The sequence below is a fragment of the Marinococcus halophilus genome, from assembly GCF_900166605.1.
Taxonomy (GTDB): domain Bacteria; phylum Bacillota; class Bacilli; order Bacillales; family Marinococcaceae; genus Marinococcus; species Marinococcus halophilus.
Map to the genome: position 1 here is coordinate 1,396,415 of NZ_FVZD01000006.1, position 17,912 is coordinate 1,414,326.

At 50.1% G+C, this 17,912-nt stretch carries 18 protein-coding genes; 13 read left to right on the forward strand and 5 right to left on the reverse strand.

From position 1 onward, the window contains the following. The first annotated feature begins 188 nt into the window (after window positions 1–188). On the forward strand, window positions 189–485 hold the full coding sequence (locus tag B5066_RS13090; RefSeq protein ID WP_079476345.1) for a DUF3784 domain-containing protein: 297 nt from the start codon (window positions 189–191) through the stop codon (window positions 483–485). A gap of 469 nt (window positions 486–954) precedes the next feature. Next, a complete protein-coding gene (locus B5066_RS13100; protein WP_079476347.1) occupies window positions 955–1,137 on the forward strand; it encodes a hypothetical protein in 183 nt (60 codons plus the stop codon). Between the two features lie 108 nt (window positions 1,138–1,245). On the opposite strand, the gene B5066_RS13105 is transcribed toward B5066_RS13100, so the two are convergent. Next, window positions 1,246–1,866, reverse strand: a complete 621-nt coding sequence (locus B5066_RS13105) for a CHRD domain-containing protein (RefSeq protein WP_079476348.1) — start codon at window positions 1,864–1,866, stop codon at window positions 1,246–1,248. A gap of 327 nt (window positions 1,867–2,193) precedes the next feature. Between B5066_RS13105 and B5066_RS13110 the strand changes: the two genes are divergently transcribed. The 4 genes from B5066_RS13110 to B5066_RS13125 all read left to right on the forward strand — a co-directional run bounded on the left by B5066_RS13110 (window position 2,194) and on the right by B5066_RS13125 (window position 6,435). Next, window positions 2,194–3,576: a copper amine oxidase gene (locus B5066_RS13110; RefSeq protein WP_079476349.1), complete on the forward strand. Its 1,383-nt coding sequence runs from the start codon at window positions 2,194–2,196 to the stop codon at window positions 3,574–3,576. 30 nt (window positions 3,577–3,606) lie between these two features. Then, window positions 3,607–4,614, forward strand: coding sequence for a class F sortase (locus B5066_RS13115; protein ID WP_079476350.1), 1,008 nt, complete (start codon window positions 3,607–3,609; stop codon window positions 4,612–4,614). Between the two features lie 104 nt (window positions 4,615–4,718). Then, on the forward strand, window positions 4,719–4,916 hold the full coding sequence (locus B5066_RS13120; protein ID WP_079476351.1) for a hypothetical protein: 198 nt from the start codon (window positions 4,719–4,721) through the stop codon (window positions 4,914–4,916). A 145-nt stretch (window positions 4,917–5,061) separates the two neighbouring features. Beyond that, window positions 5,062–6,435 carry an LPXTG cell wall anchor domain-containing protein gene (locus B5066_RS13125; protein ID WP_143745468.1) on the forward strand — a complete coding sequence of 458 codons (1,374 nt, stop codon included), beginning with the start codon at window positions 5,062–5,064 and terminating at the stop codon, window positions 6,433–6,435. 172 nt (window positions 6,436–6,607) lie between these two features. Here B5066_RS13125 and B5066_RS13130 read toward each other — a convergent pair whose 3' ends face one another. The 3 genes from B5066_RS13130 to B5066_RS13140 are packed head-to-tail and all read right to left on the reverse strand — an operon-like array spanning window position 6,608 to window position 8,484. Further along, a complete protein-coding gene (locus B5066_RS13130; protein WP_079476352.1) occupies window positions 6,608–7,312 on the reverse strand; it encodes an ATP-binding cassette domain-containing protein in 705 nt (234 codons plus the stop codon). Continuing rightward, window positions 7,299–7,679 carry a GntR family transcriptional regulator gene (locus tag B5066_RS13135; RefSeq protein WP_079476353.1) on the reverse strand — a complete coding sequence of 127 codons (381 nt, stop codon included), beginning with the start codon at window positions 7,677–7,679 and terminating at the stop codon, window positions 7,299–7,301. Before B5066_RS13135 ends, B5066_RS13130 begins: the two co-directional genes overlap by 14 nt. Window positions 7,680–7,683: 4 nt before the next feature. Continuing rightward, complete coding sequence (locus B5066_RS13140; RefSeq protein ID WP_079476354.1) at window positions 7,684–8,484, reverse strand: hypothetical protein; 801 nt, start codon at window positions 8,482–8,484, stop codon at window positions 7,684–7,686. 185 nt (window positions 8,485–8,669) lie between these two features. Here B5066_RS13140 and B5066_RS13145 point away from each other — a divergent pair, with 185 nt between their 5' ends. The 5 genes from B5066_RS13145 (at window position 8,670) to B5066_RS13165 (ending at window position 14,224) form a co-directional block, all read left to right on the forward strand. Next, window positions 8,670–8,861 (forward strand): hypothetical protein, encoded by a 192-nt coding sequence (locus B5066_RS13145; RefSeq protein WP_079476355.1) that lies wholly within the window; start codon window positions 8,670–8,672, stop codon window positions 8,859–8,861. Window positions 8,862–9,053: 192 nt separating this feature from the next. After that, window positions 9,054–11,405, forward strand: a complete 2,352-nt coding sequence (locus B5066_RS13150; protein ID WP_079476356.1) for a glycoside hydrolase family 31 protein — start codon at window positions 9,054–9,056, stop codon at window positions 11,403–11,405. 38 nt (window positions 11,406–11,443) lie between these two features. Next, window positions 11,444–12,433, forward strand: coding sequence for a TRAP transporter substrate-binding protein (locus tag B5066_RS13155; RefSeq protein ID WP_244897371.1), 990 nt, complete (start codon window positions 11,444–11,446; stop codon window positions 12,431–12,433). Window position 12,434: 1 nt separating this feature from the next. After that, window positions 12,435–12,929: a TRAP transporter small permease gene (locus B5066_RS13160; RefSeq protein WP_079476357.1), complete on the forward strand. Its 495-nt coding sequence runs from the start codon at window positions 12,435–12,437 to the stop codon at window positions 12,927–12,929. Further along, window positions 12,926–14,224, forward strand: a complete 1,299-nt coding sequence (locus B5066_RS13165; protein ID WP_079476358.1) for a TRAP transporter large permease — start codon at window positions 12,926–12,928, stop codon at window positions 14,222–14,224. Before B5066_RS13160 ends, B5066_RS13165 begins: the two co-directional genes overlap by 4 nt. Window positions 14,225–14,238: 14 nt before the next feature. Here the strand turns inward: B5066_RS13165 and B5066_RS13170 are convergent, their stop codons facing one another. Next, a complete protein-coding gene (locus B5066_RS13170; protein ID WP_079476359.1) occupies window positions 14,239–15,405 on the reverse strand; it encodes an ROK family transcriptional regulator in 1,167 nt (388 codons plus the stop codon). A 113-nt stretch (window positions 15,406–15,518) separates the two neighbouring features. Between B5066_RS13170 and uxaC the strand changes: the two genes are divergently transcribed. Beyond that, on the forward strand, window positions 15,519–16,916 hold the full coding sequence (gene uxaC / locus B5066_RS13175; protein WP_079476360.1) for a glucuronate isomerase: 1,398 nt from the start codon (window positions 15,519–15,521) through the stop codon (window positions 16,914–16,916). A 28-nt stretch (window positions 16,917–16,944) separates the two neighbouring features. Continuing rightward, window positions 16,945–17,790, forward strand: coding sequence for an SDR family oxidoreductase (locus tag B5066_RS13180; RefSeq protein ID WP_079476361.1), 846 nt, complete (start codon window positions 16,945–16,947; stop codon window positions 17,788–17,790). Window positions 17,791–17,912 lie beyond the last annotated feature (122 nt).

A 17,912-nucleotide genomic window follows, 5' to 3' on the forward strand; every position in this document is an offset into this window, starting at 1 on the left:
TAATTGGGGCGAACATTCCCGAGAGCTTAACAGGCAGGAATAATGAAGAAAGAGAATGCTGCCTAATAGCCGAAGCCCAGCCAGCCCCGCCTTCGCCACCTGTGGAGTCACCCTGCTTTAAGTATTATAAGCAACAAAAAAAGCAAGGCAAATTTATACTGCAGAAAGGATGGGAGGAAGCAGAGATCATGATTCAACCGGTATTTTTAATGCTGGCGGTGATCAATTGGCTTATTTCCTACGTAATCGGTGTGCGAAAAAAAGTGCATTTGCTCAGCGGTTTTCGGCAGGAAAAAGTGGTTGATAAAGGCAAGCTGGCGCGAATCGTTGGTATATACGCCTTTGCTGTTGGGACTCTGATGTTTTATATGAGCATACGCTGGGTGGAGGCGTCGGAAGAATTGATCACAATCGGGGCGTTTACAATGGCCATCGGCTATATTGTGCTTGCTATTTATGTTCAGCTGACAATGGTGGAGCGCTGATGTTTTTTATCAGTAAAAAAGGAGGAAGCTCCAGGCATTGCGAATGGTTACAATAAAGATTCATTGCTTAAATACTGTTCAAAATAAACAAAAGAATATAAGGGCTGCCGAGCAACAAAATCCCGAGAATTATTAAGTGCCTGCTTTTCAATGACAGAGCCAGGCCTATCTCAAATGCTCCGCATAAAAGCGTGATAAGAAGAGTCATTATAATGCCATATTCTTCAAGTAATATAAATATAAAAGATGAAAACCCGCCCAAAAGCAGCAGCCAGCATGTAATAGTAACAATTCGCGGCAGCAACGAAAGCCTCCTTTTCATTTTTGTTTTTGTGTATGCTTGATTCTTTTTTATTATAGAGGAAAAAAACCTTCTTTTTATCCTAAGAAATTGTTATCATTTTACCTGCTAGAACACTCACTTTAAAGGCGAGTCGTAATAAAATGAATGAATAAGGGAGGAAAATCGTTGCAAATCTTGTCTTTCCCAGACCTCTTTCTTATCGTTGCCATGGTTTTGCTGTCGGCAGCAAATGTGATGCTCTCTATGAGTATGTATGCTAATTTGTGGATTGCTGCTGTAATAGCAGTTGTCCAGGTTGCTATTGCTGGATGGCTGCTGGCGAGAGTTCTTTCAAGCAAAAATACATAAACAGCAGAGCGGCCGGGAAGTATCGAAAAATAAAGCCTGGAAGTAAAAAAGCCATTCTCTCCATACAGCAGGAGAAAATGGCTTCAACATATTTAGTCTGCTGACATTTTAAGCTTCGCTTCTCCGGCGCATGAATAATGCTGCGCCGCCAACTGTTAAAGCAGCAATACCAGCCCAAAGACCAGTCATGCCGTTGTCACTGGTGCCGCCCATGCCGGTTTGCGGCATCTCCTCCGGCATCATGGCTGCCTCCTGGGCTTCTTCATCCAACTGGCCGCGGAGCTCGCCATCCGGATATTCCTCTGTATGCAGATTCGCATAAACATCACCTGCGACAAGGCTCATGGAGAATTCTTCCCAGGTCATGTCACCGACCAGGTCATCCTCGGTGAGCGTGCCGGTTGCGACTTCGCCGTCGTAATCCATTGGTTCATCGTTTTCGAATAAAAATAACTCCACAGGACCGTCTTCACCTTCGGCCCCGCTGTGCAGGTGTCCGGCAACGGCGTTATCCAGGTCCTCGGCGTGGACAGCATACATGATGGACTCCCCGTCTTCACTTACTTCAAAGTGAGCTTCGCCCATAGCGTCGCTGTCGACGTCTTTGGTTTCGGCCTCAGGCGTTAAGTCCACCATGAATTCCAGTCCCTCGTGGTCGGCTGAAGCGGTGCCGGCAAAGCTGGTTACTGCAAATACGGATGCCAGTGGTACAATGACGCGTTTTTTCATATTCATTTCCCCCTTAATTATTAATGAAATGGAACGGTCGATCAGGTACCAGTCGCGCCCCCTTTAATGAGTGCAGATTAAATACAGGCACTCAATTAATAAGACTACGAAGGCGAAAAGAGAATGGATCACCAATTGATAGAATTTTTTTAAAATTATGTAAATAATCATTTTCAGTACATTAAATAGTTCGGTAGGAAGAGCGTTAAAATCGAAAAATGACAGAGGGAGAATTTAAAGAGCTTTTATAAAATTTCGATTAATTGTGATCCAAAACGATTTTCTTCTCGTTAGCCTGTATGAACACAAAACGAGGAGGGTTTTTCCATGATTGGTAAAAAATTTATTTTAGGTGCAACAGCAGCCACCCTGATGGTACCGACAACCGCCATGGCCGCAGACAATGACTCCAGCCAGCAGATGCCGATGGCAGACATGCAGAACATGAAGGACATGTCGGCCGGGGACGTCCGGGCGTCATTTGATCAACTGTTATCCGAGCACTTTGTCTTAGCCGTGCTGTCGATGCAGAAGCAGTATGACGATGCGCCGGACGCAGAAGAAGTCCAGGAGCAGCTGAATAATAATGCCGATGACATGCAGATGGCGATTACGTCCCTCTACGGCGAAGAAGCCGGCCAGCAGTTTGGTGATCTGTTCCGGGAGCATAATGAATATACGACCGATATTGTGGAAGCCACCAAAAATGATGATGAAGCAAGCCTTGAAGAAGCCGAAGCTGAAATACAAACCTTTGCCGATGATTTAAGCACGCTTCTCTCCGAAGCCACCGGCGGTGAACTGCCGCAGGAAGCAGCCGAGGAAGCCTTGATCGCTCATGAAAATGACGTTCAAAGCGCCTTTGACAACTACGTGGCTGAGGATTACAAGGCCGCTTACAGTGATTACCGGGAAGGCTATGCCCGCATGTTTGATATCGGTGAAACCGTGTCGGACGCGGTTGTGAAAGGCATGCCGGAGCAGTTTGACCAGGATACGACCGATACAGCGGCCGATGATCTCCGCTCGAACCTGAATATGCTCGCCGGCGAACACTTCAGCCTGGCGGTGCTGGAAATGCAGAAGGGCGTGAACCAGCAGGACGATTATGACTTTGTTACGTGGGCCGAGGACGGCAACACCGAAGACTTCCGGGCCGCGATCACGTCGATTTACGGTGAAAAGGCCGGGGTACAGTTCATGGACGTCTGGCAGGGCGAGCATATTGATGCCCAGAGTGATATCGTAGCTGCTACACTGGAAGAAGACGAGGAAGCGCGTCAGGCCGCCGAGGAGGAACTACAAATGTTTTCTGAGGACTTTGGTGCCTTCTTAGGTGGGGCGACGGAGGAAAACCTTCCGACCGAAGCTGCGCAGGACGCCGTATGGATGCATGAAAGCCAGGTGCTCGACACGTACGATAACTATATGAACGAAGACTATGAAGCAACCTATGATTCGTTCCGCGAAGGCTATGCCTTTATGTTTGGCATCGGCAAAAATCTTGGAGGCGCGATCTCTACGCAAATGCCGGATCAGTTCGGCACGGATATGATGATGGAAGACGGCGAAATGATGCCGGCGGAAATGCCGCAAACGGGCATGGGCGGAACAGCTAATGGCAACAGCCCATGGGCCTGGGTATTCGCGTCTGTCGCGATGACGGCCCTGGCGGGAGCATTCTTCTTCCGTAAAAACCTTGCCAAATAATTTCACGTGAACAGAAAGGAGAGGGGAACGGTGACCAAACGACGAATCAAATTCCTCATACTGGCGGCAATGATGTTTGTGGCCATCGGCCTGGGGGTGCAGTACGCGCAGCAGGCGCTGTTCTCCTCTCCGGCGGAAACCACGGTATTATCCGAGGGAGAGGGCGTGTCCGATCCGGAAGAGAATGAAAACACCGGAGAAAGCTCGTCCCCGCCACAGGTAGAAGAGTTTGTGCAGGTTGCGGGTAATACCGAACCAGAAGAAAACCCAGAAAAAACCGAGGAACTGGACCTGTCCGCGCCTTCCACCCTGTCGATCCCATCGATTGACGTCGAGGCCGACCTGGAAGGCGTGGGCGTACTGGATAACGGCCAGATGGGAGTGCCGGATTCCGCGGAAGGTGTCGGCTGGTTTGAACCGGGCGTGACGCCGGGGGAACAAGGAAATGCGGTTATGGCCGGTCATGTGGATAGTGCAAGCGGCCCCGCGGTATTTTATGATCTGGAGGATATGGAAGCCGGGGATGAGGTTCAGGTGACCAACGACGACGGGCAGGAGCTGGCGTTTAAAGTTACCAAAGTCGTGAGTTATCCGCGCCAGGATGCTCCGATCGAGGACATTTTTGGGTCAAGCGACGGCCGGCACCTGCAGCTGATTACGTGCACCGGCACGTTTAATCAGGAGCAGGGCACGCACGATGAGCGGCTGGTCGTCTACACCGAACTCACCAAGGAGAGCGAAGAAGCCCTGATGAACGATAGCGAAGAAGCATCGGACCCACCTCCGTCTCCCGACAACGTCTCTCTCCAAGGGTCGCTTGTAAAATGGCACGCGGTGCGGGACGAGGACGTGGTCGGCTACCGGGTGTACCGCCAGGAAGAAGGTGGAGAGGATTTCACCCGCGTCGCAAGCGTGGATGCACATGAACGGAAAAGCTACACGGAAACGGAAGACGGAAGCTTCACGTACCATGTGACCGCTGTTAATGCAGACGGGACCGAATCCGAACCGTCCGAAGACGTGGCCATAAATAAATAAAGATTGGGATAGGAGCCTATAAACAACAAGACGATGAACGTGTAAAGCGGCATCGTCTTTGTTGTTTCGTGAGACGAGTAAAAGGAGGAACAGGAGGAGGCGCGATGGCTATAAATGAAAAGAAATGGGGGAGTCAATTAAATAAACAATTGCAAAACAAAAAAGCCGCTGATGGCCTTGAGACCGAGAGCGATCTTTTTACAATTGCTCAGGAAAAGCTGACCTGCTGTACGCCTCCTGTAGGCATGAAAGAACGAGTGCTTCAGTACGTTTTTGGAGAGAAAAGCTATACGCAGAATTAACGTGGCAAAGCGGCTAATAAAATATATATTTAGAAAAATAATCAATAAGTTCAATAAATTGTAACAAATAGTGATCCAATTTCTGATCCATTTCGTTAACTGGGTGTAACAAACCATGAAGGAGGATTATCACATGAATATGAATTTGAACTGGAAACGCACGGCACTTGCGCTGCCATTATCTGCAGCCGTCGTGATTCCGACGGCACCGGGAGTAGCATCTGCCGACAGCCATGAAGGTGAAAATAACATGGAAATGTCATCAGAAGAGATGATGGCATCGGTATCGACACCGGCGGGCGATCTTCGTGCCCAGCTGGATCATTATTTATCCGAGCATGCCTACCTGGCCGTGACTACAATGCAGAAAGGTGCGGATGGCGCAGAGGATTTTGAAGAATCCGCCGCCGCGCTGGAGGCCAACACCAAAGACCTTTCCAATACGATTGCTTCGGTTTACGGCGAAGAAGCCGGCCAGCAGTTTGAAGAAATGTGGAGCGAGCATATCGGTTATTTCGTTGATTATGTTAATGCGACTGATGCGGGAGACGAAGCTGCCAAGCAGGAAGCCCTCGACAACCTGAAGGATTATCGCGAGGAATTCTCTCAGTTCCTGGACGGTGCGACAGATGGCGGCGTTGATGCTGAAGCCGCTTCCGAAGGGTTGGAAATGCACGTCAATCAGCTGATCGGGTCGTTTGACAGCTACGTAGCTGGAGACTATGAAGAAGCTTATTCGCTGGCCAGCGACGCGATGGAGCACATGTACGGGGTCAGTGAAAATCTCTCGGTTGCGATCGCTGACCAGTTCCCTGAAAAATATAATAACACCAACCCGGATACACCGGCCGTTGACCTGCGTTCCGATATGAACTTCCTGTTCTCCGAGCACGCGGCCCTCGCCGTAACCGCGATGCAAAAAGGAGGCGCCGGCGCAGAGGATTTCGGTGCTGCAGCTGGTATTTTGAACCAGAATACGCAGGAACTGTCGGATGAGATTGCATCCGTCTACGGCGACGAAGCCGGCCAGCAGTTTGAAGAGATGTGGAGCGAACACATCGGTTATTTCGTGGATTACGTGGAAGCGACCGGAGCGGAAGATGAAGCGGCCCAGCAGGAAGCGCTGGATAACCTCGATAACTATCGGATGGAATTTTCCAAGTTCATGGAAGAAGCAACCGGCGGTGAACTGCAATCCGATGCTCTGGCGGAAGGCCTGCAGATGCACGTGAACCAATTGATCGGCGCCTTTGACAGCTATACGATGGAAGAGTATGACATGGCTTATGAGGACGTCCGCGAAGCCTACGGCCATATGTTTGGCGTAGGGGAAGGTGTTTCCGGAGCTATTGTGGCTCAGTATCCGGAGCAGTTTGAAAGTGAAATGATGCCGGAAGAAATGCCGAAAACCGGCATGGGCGGAACGGCTCAGAATGTTAGTCCATGGGGCGTCGCTGCCGGAAGCATGGCGCTTGTGATGGCAGGTATTGCACTCATGAAACGCCGCAGAGAAGCCTAGAAACGTATTGAAAAAAAAGCAATAAGCGTATATGAAAAACCAGCCGGCGTTGTATGAATCAACGCCGGCTGGTTTATATTTTTAGGCGTGCAGCTGTTTAATAACGAAGCAGCTGTTATGAAGGGCGCCGTGAAAGTTATAAAGGAGGATCATTCTAAAACATGCTATATTATTAAGCATTCCTTTCTCTCGCATAAATATGTTCCATCCAGCCGGCTGTATCCACGCCGAATTGTTCGCGGATTGCTTCGCTGTCTTCCATGTCGAGGACGTGCTGCTGCCGGAGGACGAGCACCCGGTCGAGCAGGGGGTCCATTTCACTGACTTCATGCGTACTGATAATGACGCCCTGGGTGTCGACATCCACAAAAGAGACGAGGCTCTGGATGATTGAGCGCCGTACAAGCGGGTCGAGGCCGGACAGCGGCTCATCGAGCAGAAGCAGCTCGGCTTCCCGGGCGAGCGTGACGACAATTTTCACCCGGCCGCGGTTCCCTTTTGAGAGCGTTTTGATTTTTTGGGCGGGATCGAGATTCATAAATTCAAGCATATCGTACGCACGCTGTTTGTTAAAATCGGGAAACTGGGCTGCCAGATAATCAATCAATTCTTCGATACGAAAAAAGGAGTAAATGTGGTCGTTTTCCGACAAATAAGCGATCCGGGAGCTGTCCTTCCGCGATACCGGCGTTCCGTTGTAGGTGACCGTCCCTTGATCCGGACGCAGAAGCCCGCCGGCCAGCTTGAGCAGCGTGGATTTGCCGCTGCCATTTTCGCCGACGAGTCCGGTTACTCCTTTGGCAGGTATATCGATCGTTACGTTTTCGAGCGCGGTGCGGCTTAGGAATTTCTTCGTTACTCCGTCAAAGGTTATCATGCTGATCATCCTTTCGATAGGAATCGATGCCCTGGCGGATTTCTTCTCTGCTCATGCCGAGGCTCTCCATTTCCTTCATAAATTCGTTGATCCGCTGCTGCATGAGCTCCTGTTTCAGCTGCTGGATCGATGCTTCATGTTCCGTAACAAAGGTGCCCTGTCCTCGTTTCATTTCCAACACTCCTGTTCGTTCTAATTCGCTGTATGTCCGGGAAACGGTATTCGGATTAACGCCAAACTCTACAGCCAGTGCCCGCACGGAAGGAAGCTTCGTCCCCGGCGGCCACTCGCCGCGAATGATATTGCCGTGAATGGTATCGATAATCTGCTGGTAAATAGGCCTGGAGTTATCAAATGTGTAAGCCATGGGCTTATACCTCTGCTTTCTTATCGATCAACCGGACGGAAAGGAAAAAGATGGCGAAGCCGAGCGCGGCGTGGAAAAGAATTACTCCGGTATATAATTGAAAATTAATGAATTCCACGTTCAACAGCCCCGTCAGCGAAAACTGGCCCCAGTTGGTAATCGCCTGGTACATATTGCCAAGCCCCGAGCTTGCAAGAAAGCTGACAAGAAGCACGGCGGCGATCGCCATAACGACTTGAACCCCTCTGCCCAGGGTATGCCGGAACGCAAAGTCAAACGCGTAAATAAACAACAGGTAGACGCTGAAATAAAGCGAAACGAAAAGCACAAACATCGCCCCGAGCAGGCATAGAAGCAGCAGCTGCGGCCAAGTTGCCCCCTCCTGGGTTAAGCCGAAAAAGCCAGGAATCCCCGGTGTCAGCCAGAGAAAAAGCAGCAGCAGAACGCCATTAATAAAGAGGGAAACGACAGCGCACGCCATCCCGCTGGCGTATTTTGCGCTGATCATTTTAGCGGCCGGCTGCGGTTGATACAGCCATAAATGCATCTGGCGGCGTTCGAGCTCCAGGCTCACAATCATATAAACCGGCAGATAAACAAAATGGGCAAAAATTCCGGCCATTAAGGGGCCGATGACTGTACTTCCAACTGCCTGTACGGGAGAGTCCACATTCACGGAAAAGAAATTTCCGCTGTTCATTACGAGAGAGAACACCACAACAATAAAGATCAGTGCCAGGCACCAGTAAAAAATGGTCCGGGTCAAAGCAAATTCTTTTTTCCATAAGTAAAGCCAGCTAGTCATCATTCATCGCTCCTTTGTATTAGTGTATTAATTAAATAGTACACTGGTACAAATGAAACGTCAACAATATTATGAGTCGTAGAAAGCACTTAAAATTTTTTAATTAAAGCTTATTTCTAAAGATTTACCTGAAATAGGGAAGGGAACAGAAAAAAGTCAGCAAAAACTAACCTGGGAGGGATTGGATGAAAAGTACAAAATCCGTGCTTTATTTATATGGAATATTTTTATTCATTTCATGGAATCTGGTGCTTTTACTGGACCAGAGCCACTACGATGCAAAATACAGGATAGAAGGTATTTTATTTATGAGTGCGGTAGTGGCGGTGCTTTTTATATGTAATTTCTTTTATCACCGGAAACGGAGAGAAGACTAGCGGCAGGGACCCCCCAATATATTGTGGAGGGGTCCTTTTAAAATTGGATAACATGAATAGAAAGAGGGTCCTTATTAAGTACCTCCGGGGTTGCGTAACATTCAGGAAAGCCTTATCATAAAACCAATAATTAATTTGTTTAGACTACAAATTAATTACGAGGCGAGTGATCAATCCAAAGAGGGTGAGTGTATGTTAACAACGAAAGATCAATTTTATTTGTCTGCACACGACAGCAACGTGCTGGTATTTGAATCAGATGTCCAGGGGATGTATTTTTGCGTCTACGTATTAGAAGAGAAATTATTCCGCGTTACATTAACGAAAGAGCGCCCGGAGGTGGACATACATACATGGGCGGTAGCGCCGGGAGACACGGACATGCCGTTTGAAGGACTCGACCGCAGCGCCATTACGGCATATTTTTCACTTCCGTCTTATGAAACATCGGAAACGCCGGAAGAATTTGTTATTGAAACCGACCCGCTCAAGCTGAAGATAAACAAAGCCAAGCTTCACTGCAGCTGGTTCGATAAGACAAGCGGCCGTGAGGTATTAATAGCTGAAGACCGAAATACCCAGGCGTATGCCTTCCAGATTGCCGAAACAGCGCCCACGGCCCATTACTTAAAACGAAATGATACGGACCGCTACTACGGGCTTGGGGAAAAAACAGGGAACGTTAATAAATACGGCGAACGCTACCGCATGCTTAACATTGACGCAATGGGCTACGATGCCGAAAAGACCGACCCGTTGTATAAGCATATTCCGTACTATATTACCTATTCTCCGGAAAACGGAGCCGCGTACGGAGTTTATTACGATGACTATAATGAATGCGCTTTCGACATGGGGCGCGAAAAAGACAACTACCACGGAAAATATAAGTACTTTGAGTCCAAATCGGACTTTCTGGATTTTTATTTTATTCTCGGCCCGGAGACGGCCGACGTGACCCGCCGGTTTTCGTGGATGACCGGTCGCCCGGCACTGATGCCAAAATGGAGCATCGGCTATTCGGGATCGACGATGACCTATACCGATGAAGAAAAATCCCAGGAGCGGCTGATGAATTTTGTCGAGGATACGAAAAAATACGATATCCCGTGCGAGTCGTTCCATCTGTCTTCAGGATACACGTCCATCAATCATAAACGATACGTGTTCAACTGGAACTACGAAAAATTTCCCGACCCGGTAAAATTTACTGAAGATTTTCATAAAAACGGCATTAGAATCATCGCCAATATCAAGCCGAGCCTTTTGATTGATCACCCGAAGCACGAAGAAGTGCTCGATAACGACTACATTATTCTCGACAAACACGGCCGTCCACTTCTGCAGCAGTTCTGGGATGACATGGGCGTGTATCTTGATTTCACGAACGAGCAGACCATTTCATGGTGGAAGGAAAATGTAAAGAAAGAACTGCTGGCCAATGGCATCGACGCCACCTGGAACGACAACAACGAATTTGAAATCTGGGACCCAGAGGCCGAGGTTCATCTGTTCGGCGAGGGCGGGAAGTTTCAGGATTACCGGGCGGTTTTCCCGATGCTAATGACAAAGAGCTCCCTGGAAGCACAGCTCGAATTCGATGAAGAAAAACGGCCATACCTGATCAGCCGGGCAGGCAGTGTCGGTCTCAGCAGATACGCCCAAACATGGACCGGGGACAACTACTCCAACTGGGAAACGCTTCAGTACAACATTAAAATGGCGATTGGCTTAAGCCTTTCCGGCATATACAATTTCGGGCATGACACGGGCGGCTTTTCCGGCAATGCCCCGGAGCCGGAGCTGCTTCTTCGCTGGATCCAGAGCAACATTTACTATCCGCGGTTTACGATTCATTCCTGGAATGACGACCAGACGGTCAACGAGCCGTGGATGTACCCGGAAATTGTCGATAAGGTTTCCGCCTCCATTCATTGGCACCAGAAGCTGTCGGGCTATATTTTCTCGCTGCTGCAAAAGTCTTCGGCTGCGTACGAGCCTGTCATTAAGCCGACCTTTTTTGACTTTGGCGATGACCCGGCAACGCACGCCGAAAACGATGAATTTATGCTCGGCGAAGAGCTGCTCGTCTGTACGATCGTACGTCCGGGAGAACGCGAGCGTATGGTATATCTGCCTGCTCACCCACACGGATGGTATGACATGCATACCGGGAAGTGGTATGAGGGAGGACAGACGGTCACGGTGCCGGCACCGCTTAAGTATACGCCGGTGATGGTAAAAGGCGGCAGCCTGCTTCCAATGGAGAACAAAGCCGACGGCCGGATCGATATGTACGTATACCCGGGCCAAAACGGCGAGCAGACCTCGTTTACGTATTACGACGACAACGACAAGCGGTACAGCAATGAAGCACTTTCGATTACATGCTCCATGAGAGCGGATGAAAGCAGTGTTCATATTGAAGCCGGCCGTGAAGGGGCATACAGTAATGGTTTCGCGGCAATGCACTTCCATCTGCCTCAGGATGAAACCAGAGAGATTCTGATCAACGGAGAACCGGGTGCCTCGTTTCACTGGTAAATGGCACTGCTGAAAGCTAATTAAAGGAGGGAACCACTGTGAAAAAATGGATAAGCCTCGTCACCATGCTAGCCCTGATAGTGTTAACGGGCTGCCAGAGTGCAAGCGGGGAAGAAGAAAAGAACTTCACGCTTGCGCACAACCAGCCGACGGACCACCCGGTACACCAGTCGCTTGAACGGTTTGCCGAACTGGTGGAAGAAAAATCAAACGGATCTATGAGTACTAAAATTTACCCGAATGGTGAGCTTGGAAGCGAGCGGGAAGTCATTGAAGGCACCCAGGCGGGGGCCGTTGATTTCAGTAAAGTAAGTGCGAGTGCTCTCGAAAGCTTTGAACCGGCGTATTCCGTCTTCAGTCTGCCGTATTTGTTTGAAAGTCAGGAGAGCTTCAAACGTGTCATGAACAATGAGGATGTGACTGACGACATCTATATGGAATCCGCAAATAAAGGCTTCCGCGGACTGACGTATTACGATGCCGGCGTCCGTAACGTTTATACGAAAAGCAGAATGATCGAAACAAGCGAGGATATGAGCGGGCTGAAAACGAGAGTGCAGCCGAGCCAGACAAGCGTCCAGATGATTGAAGCGATGGGCGGGACGCCGACGCCGATGAGCTACGGGGAAGTATACACCGCGCTTCAGTCAGGTGTTATTGACGCAGCCGAAAACAACGCCACCGCGCTTACAAACAGCAACCACGGTGAAGTGGCGAAAAACTACTTCTACACCGAGCACGCGATTGTTCCGGATATGCTCATTGCCAACAATAAGGTGATGGAAAATCTCTCGGCCAGCGAGCAGCAGGTCATTGAAGAAGCGGCGAAAGAATCAACCAGCTACCATGAAGACCTTTGGAACCAGACAGTAGAGGAAGCCAGGGCTACAGCCAGCGAGGAAATGAACGTCGAGTTTCATGAAGTGGACAAGCAGTCGTTCATTGATGAGGTCCAGCCGCTGCACGAAGAGTTCAGAAATGATCCGGATACCTCCGAGATTTATCAAACCATAAAGGAGGCCGAGTAGTATGCAAAAGGCAAAAACGGCTCTCGACCGCGTGCTGTTGATTGTAAACGCGATTTTAATCACCTGCATGGCAGCTCTTTCGATCTGGCAGGTATTTACGCGCTATGTGCTGGACGCACCGAGTACCACAAGCGAAGAAATTATCCGCTTTATGCTCATCTGGTTCACGCTGCTTACGGCAGCTTATGTGTTCGGGCAGAAAAAGCACATTGCCATCGTGTTTCTGGTGGAAAAGTTCCGGGCGCGCGCCCAGCGCCTGATTGAGCTTGTCATTAACGTATTATGGATATTTTTAGGGATCGTACCGATGATTATCGGCGGTATTATGCTTTTGACGTATACATACAGTGAAACGGCTCCGGCAACGGGAATGTCCATGCTGTTTGTCTACAGCGCCGTGCCCGTGTCGGGTGTATGTATCGTGCTGTATGCACTGCTTGATATGCTTCGGGGCAGCAGCCAGAGCGGCCATACCGGGGAGGGGGAAAAAGGATGACAGTCACAGCAGGGATTTTATTATTCGCATCGCTCGGGGTGCTGCTCGTGTTCGGGGTACCGATTGCCCTAGCTATTCTGCTGAGCGCAATGATCACGATTTCGCTGGTAATTCCGTTTGATGTAAGCATCATCATAACCGCCCAGCGGCTCGCCACAGGCGTCGACAACTTCACGATCCTGGCAATTCCATTGTTTGTGCTTGCCGGCATTATTATGAATAACGGCGGCATTGCTTTTAGGCTCATCAACCTGGCTAAAATTATCGTCGGCCGGCTGCCGGGCTCACTTGCACATACGAACGTGGTCGGAAACATGCTGTTTGGTTCAATTTCGGGATCCAGTGTTGCTGCGGCTGCCGCCATGGGTAAAATCATGACGCCGATGGAAATGAGACAAAAATACTCTCTGAGCTATTCAGCCGCAACAAATATCGCGTCGGCGCCGGCAGGGCTGTTGATTCCGCCAAGCTCGATGCTGATTGTGTATTCTTTAGTCAGCGGAGGCACGTCGATCGCAGCGCTGTTTATGGCCGGATACATTCCAGGCATTTTATGGGGCCTGTCGGTGATGGCCGTGGCTTACGTGTATGCCAGAAAACACAAGTATCCGGTGTCGGAAAAGGTCAGCTGGAAGGACAAGCTGTTTATTGTCTTTGATGCGATCCCGAGTTTACTGCTGATCATCATCGTTATCGGCGGAATTGTTGCCGGCATTTTTACCGCCACGGAAGGCGCAGCGGTTGCCGTCATTTATGCGCTGCTGCTGTCCCTGATCTACAGACAGCTGAAAAAAGAGGAATTTAAAAATATTTTCAAGGAAACCGTCGAAATCACGGGCATGATCCTGCTTTTGATTACAGCATCTTCACTGTTTTCTCTCGTGATGAGCTATACCGAAATTCCGGCAGGCATCAGTAACGCGCTTCTTTCGATTAGCGCAAACACGATTGTGATTCTGCTTTTGATTAACCTGATCCTGCTGCTAATGGGGACATTTATGGATATTACGCCGGCCGTGCTGATTTTCACGCCAATCTTCTTTCCGGTGGTCACCGAGCTCGGCATCGATCCAGTGCATTTTGGCATCATTATTGCGTTTAACCTTTGTATCGGCAATATCACCCCTCCGGTTGGAAGCGTGCTGTTTGTCGGGACAAGCGTAGCCGACGCACGGCTCGAAAGCGTCATCAAGACACTGGTGCCGTATTTCATCATCCTGGTTGTCATGGTGCTCGCCATCACCTTTATTCCGCAGCTCAGCCTGTTCCTGCCGCAGCTGTTTGACCTGATGTAGCTTCGTGCTTTCTGCTAGAGTTCGAAGGAAGCAGAGTGGTCCACCTGGTGAACGCCGAGAAATTTTTTGAACGCAAGCGCTGCGGCCCCGAGTGCGCAGGCGTCCTCGTTCAGGCTCGATAATTTCAGTTCCTGGTAGTTGTTAAACTTGGAGCGCAGGGAGTGCCGGACTTTGTCCAAAAGCTCCGGCTTGGAGGCAAACAGCGGGCTGTTAATAATGACGCGCTCCGGGTTGAAAATATTGATGACATTGTTTACGCCGATCGATAAATAGAAAATGTATTCGTCCACCACCTGGGCGGCCCCGGCGGATGCCAAATGTTTTCGAATCTGCTCCTTGGTATGAAACTCGCTCCCGTGGTCATGAAGCAGCTTTAAGAACGCTTTATTTGATGCATACAGCTCCCAGCAGCCATGGTTGCCACACGGACAGGGCTTGCCGTTAGGCTCGATGATCATATGGCCGATTTCACCGGCAAAGCCCTGGTGCCCGCGGTAAATAACTGCATCCTTGACCATGCCAAGCCCGATGCCGGAATAGAGTGTCAGGCAGAACAGATCGGGCACGTGCTCTGCGTAAACGTGCTCGGCATATACGGCCAGATTGGCGCTGTTGTCCACGTGCACGGGCGCTTCAAAGGCTGCTTCCAGGCGGGTCTTGACGTCCACGTCCACCCATTGCTGTTTTGGGGTGTAAACAATCTGGCTGTCGTTGTCCACGATCCCGTGGACACCGATGCCGATGCCGGCGAGCGGCGGGGCAGACGAAACGTTTTGGAACACCTCAATTTCTGCCCGCAGCTGCTGAATCAATGCTTCAAGCATGCTTTCAAAATGGGACGTATCCAGATGCAGCTGCTTTTGATGAAGCCGGCGGCCCTTCAGGTCGCAAAAAACAATATTCGTGCTGAGCTCGTCAATGTCAATGCCGACCGTGAAGCCGGCGCGTTCGTTCATTTCAATAATGATCGGCTTTCGGCCGGGAGTATCCAGCGCCTCGGTTCTCGTTTCTATGACGAGTCCCTGCTCCAGCAGGTCATTAATCTGTGTGGAAATAGTCGCTTTGTTTAAGCCGGTAATTCTCGCGAGTTCGCTCCGGGAGAGAGAAGCGTTTTTCACGATTTCTTCGAGAATCAGCCTCCGGTTTAAATTTCGTATATAGTTCCAGTCACCTTTATGCAAGGAAAATCCCTCTTTCCATTCGTCCTGCGTATGTTAGTAATGTGGATGCTGCTGTGTTAAAAGTATAAATTTAATAGTTTGCATAGTAAACAAATTAATTAGGAGATGATCATATGACTGCGTTTATTCACAAGGACTTTTTGCTTCAATCCCCGGTAGCGCGCACGCTGTACCATGATTATGCCAAGCACCTGCCGCTCATCGATTATCATAACCATCTGCCGCCCGGCGAAATTTTAAACGACAAAAATTTCGACAACCTGTCTGAAATCTGGCTGAGCGGAGACCATTATAAATGGAGAGCCATGCGGGCAAACGGGATTTCGGAAGAATACATTACAGGGGAAAAAAGCGATTACGAAAAGTTTCTGGCCTGGGCGGAAACGGTGCCGAACACGATTGGGAATCCGCTGTATCATTGGACCCACCTGGAGCTGTCGTCGTATTTTGGCATCAATACGCTGTTAAACAAAGAGACGGCAGAAGAAATCTGGAACGAAACCCGGGAAAAGCTGCAGTCCCCGGAATTTTCCACCCAGTCGCTGCTCCAAAGGGACAACGTTGTATTTCTGGGAACGACCGACGATCCGGCAGACGCGTTAACGATCCACGAGCAGCTGAGGCAGAGCAATCTGCCGTTTGACGTGTCGCCTTCCTACCGCCCCGACCAGGCGCTGCATCTGGAAAAAGACAGCTTCCCAGCCTGGGTGGAACAGCTCGCAGGCCTCACAGGCAAAAAGGTTTCCTCCTACGGGGAGTTTTTAGATGCTCTGGATGAGAGAATTGAGGCCTTTGATGCGCTTGGCACCCGCAGCTCCGACCATGGCCTGACGGAAATGGTATATGAACCAGCGAGTGAAGCAGAAGCTGCGGCCGTTTTCCAGAAACGGATGAACGGGGAGACGGTTACGGCAGAGGAAGCAGCCCAATACAAAACGTTTACGCTGCTGCACCTGGCTGAGCGGTATGCGGCAAAGGAGTGGGTGATGCAGCTGCACCTGCATCCGCTCCGCAACGTCAATACGGTGATGTTTCAGAAGCTTGGCGGGGACACAGGATTTGACGCCATCCACGACCAGCTGCCAGCGCGTCCGCTCGCTGCTTTTCTCGACGATCTTGAAAGCAGAAATGCGCTTCCAAAAACGGTGCTCTACAGCGTAAATGCCAACAATAACAATACGCTTGCGGCGATTGCCGGCAGCTTCCAGAACAGTGAAGTTCCTGGAAAGGCGCAGGTAGGCACCGCCTGGTGGTTCAATGACCACATTGACGGGATGGAAAGCCAGATGACGTCTTTGGCCAACATTGGCCTGATCAGCAATTTCATCGGCATGCTGACCGATTCAAGAAGCTTTCTGTCGTTTTCGCGGCACGAGTATTTCCGGCGCATTCTGTGCAACCTGATAGGCACATGGGTGGAACAAGGAAAAGCGCCGCATGACTTGAAGTTGTTGAGTGCGTACGTTGAAAATATCTGTTACTACAATGCGAAAAGATATTTTTCAATTTAAAGAAAAACGTGGAGAAAGGAGTTCGATGATGCAGACACCATTTCAAATCCCACTGCATGATAAAACAGTCGTCATCACAGGCGGAAGCGGGGTGCTTGGCTCTGTGATGGCAGAGGCACTGGCCGCTAACGGTGCGAAAGTGGCGATCATCGCCCGCAATAAAGAAAAAGTGGACCAGGTGGCCGGGCGGATCAGAGAAAGCGGAGGCGAGGCTGCGGGCTACAGCGGCGACGTGACGGATAAGCCGGCGATGGAAGCCATCTATGAGGACGTAAAGAGCCGGTTCGGGCCGTGCGACATTCTTGTAAACGGCGCCGGCGGCAACAATCCGAATGCAACGACCGGCCAGGAGTACTTTGACCCGGAAATGCCGGCCAGCGGAGGTACCTTTTTTGATCTGGACCCTGCCGCGGTGGATCAGCTGTTTTCCCTGAACTTTCTCGGAGCATTGATTCCTTCGCAGGTATTCACCCGGGACATGGTGCATGACCGTCCGGGCTCGATTATTAACATTTCCTCAATGAACGCCTACCGCCCGCTGACGAAAATTCCTGCCTACAGCGGGGCCAAGGCAGCCGTCAGCAATTTTACCCAGTGGCTCGCCGTTTACTTTTCCAAGTCAGGGGTGCGGGTGAACGCAATAGCACCGGGCTTTTTCCTGACGGACCAGAACCGGGAGCTGATGTTTTCGGAAGAGGGGGTACTGAGTGCGAGAGCGGAAAAAATACTTTCCCAGACCCCGCAGGAGCGCTTCGGGGAACCAGAGGAGCTGGTGGGCACCCTGCTGTGGCTCGTGGACGAAAAATCATCCAGCTTTGTTAACGGCATTGTTGTGCCGATCGATGGCGGGTTTTCCGCCTATTCGGGAGTGTAAGAAAACGGTAAGAAAGAATATTAAGCGCACGGCTAAACGATTAGCCGGCGCTTTTTCATAGCCGGAAACTTATAACATATTTATTTTATTGTGCCGCTGAAAAATTAATATGCTTACAATAC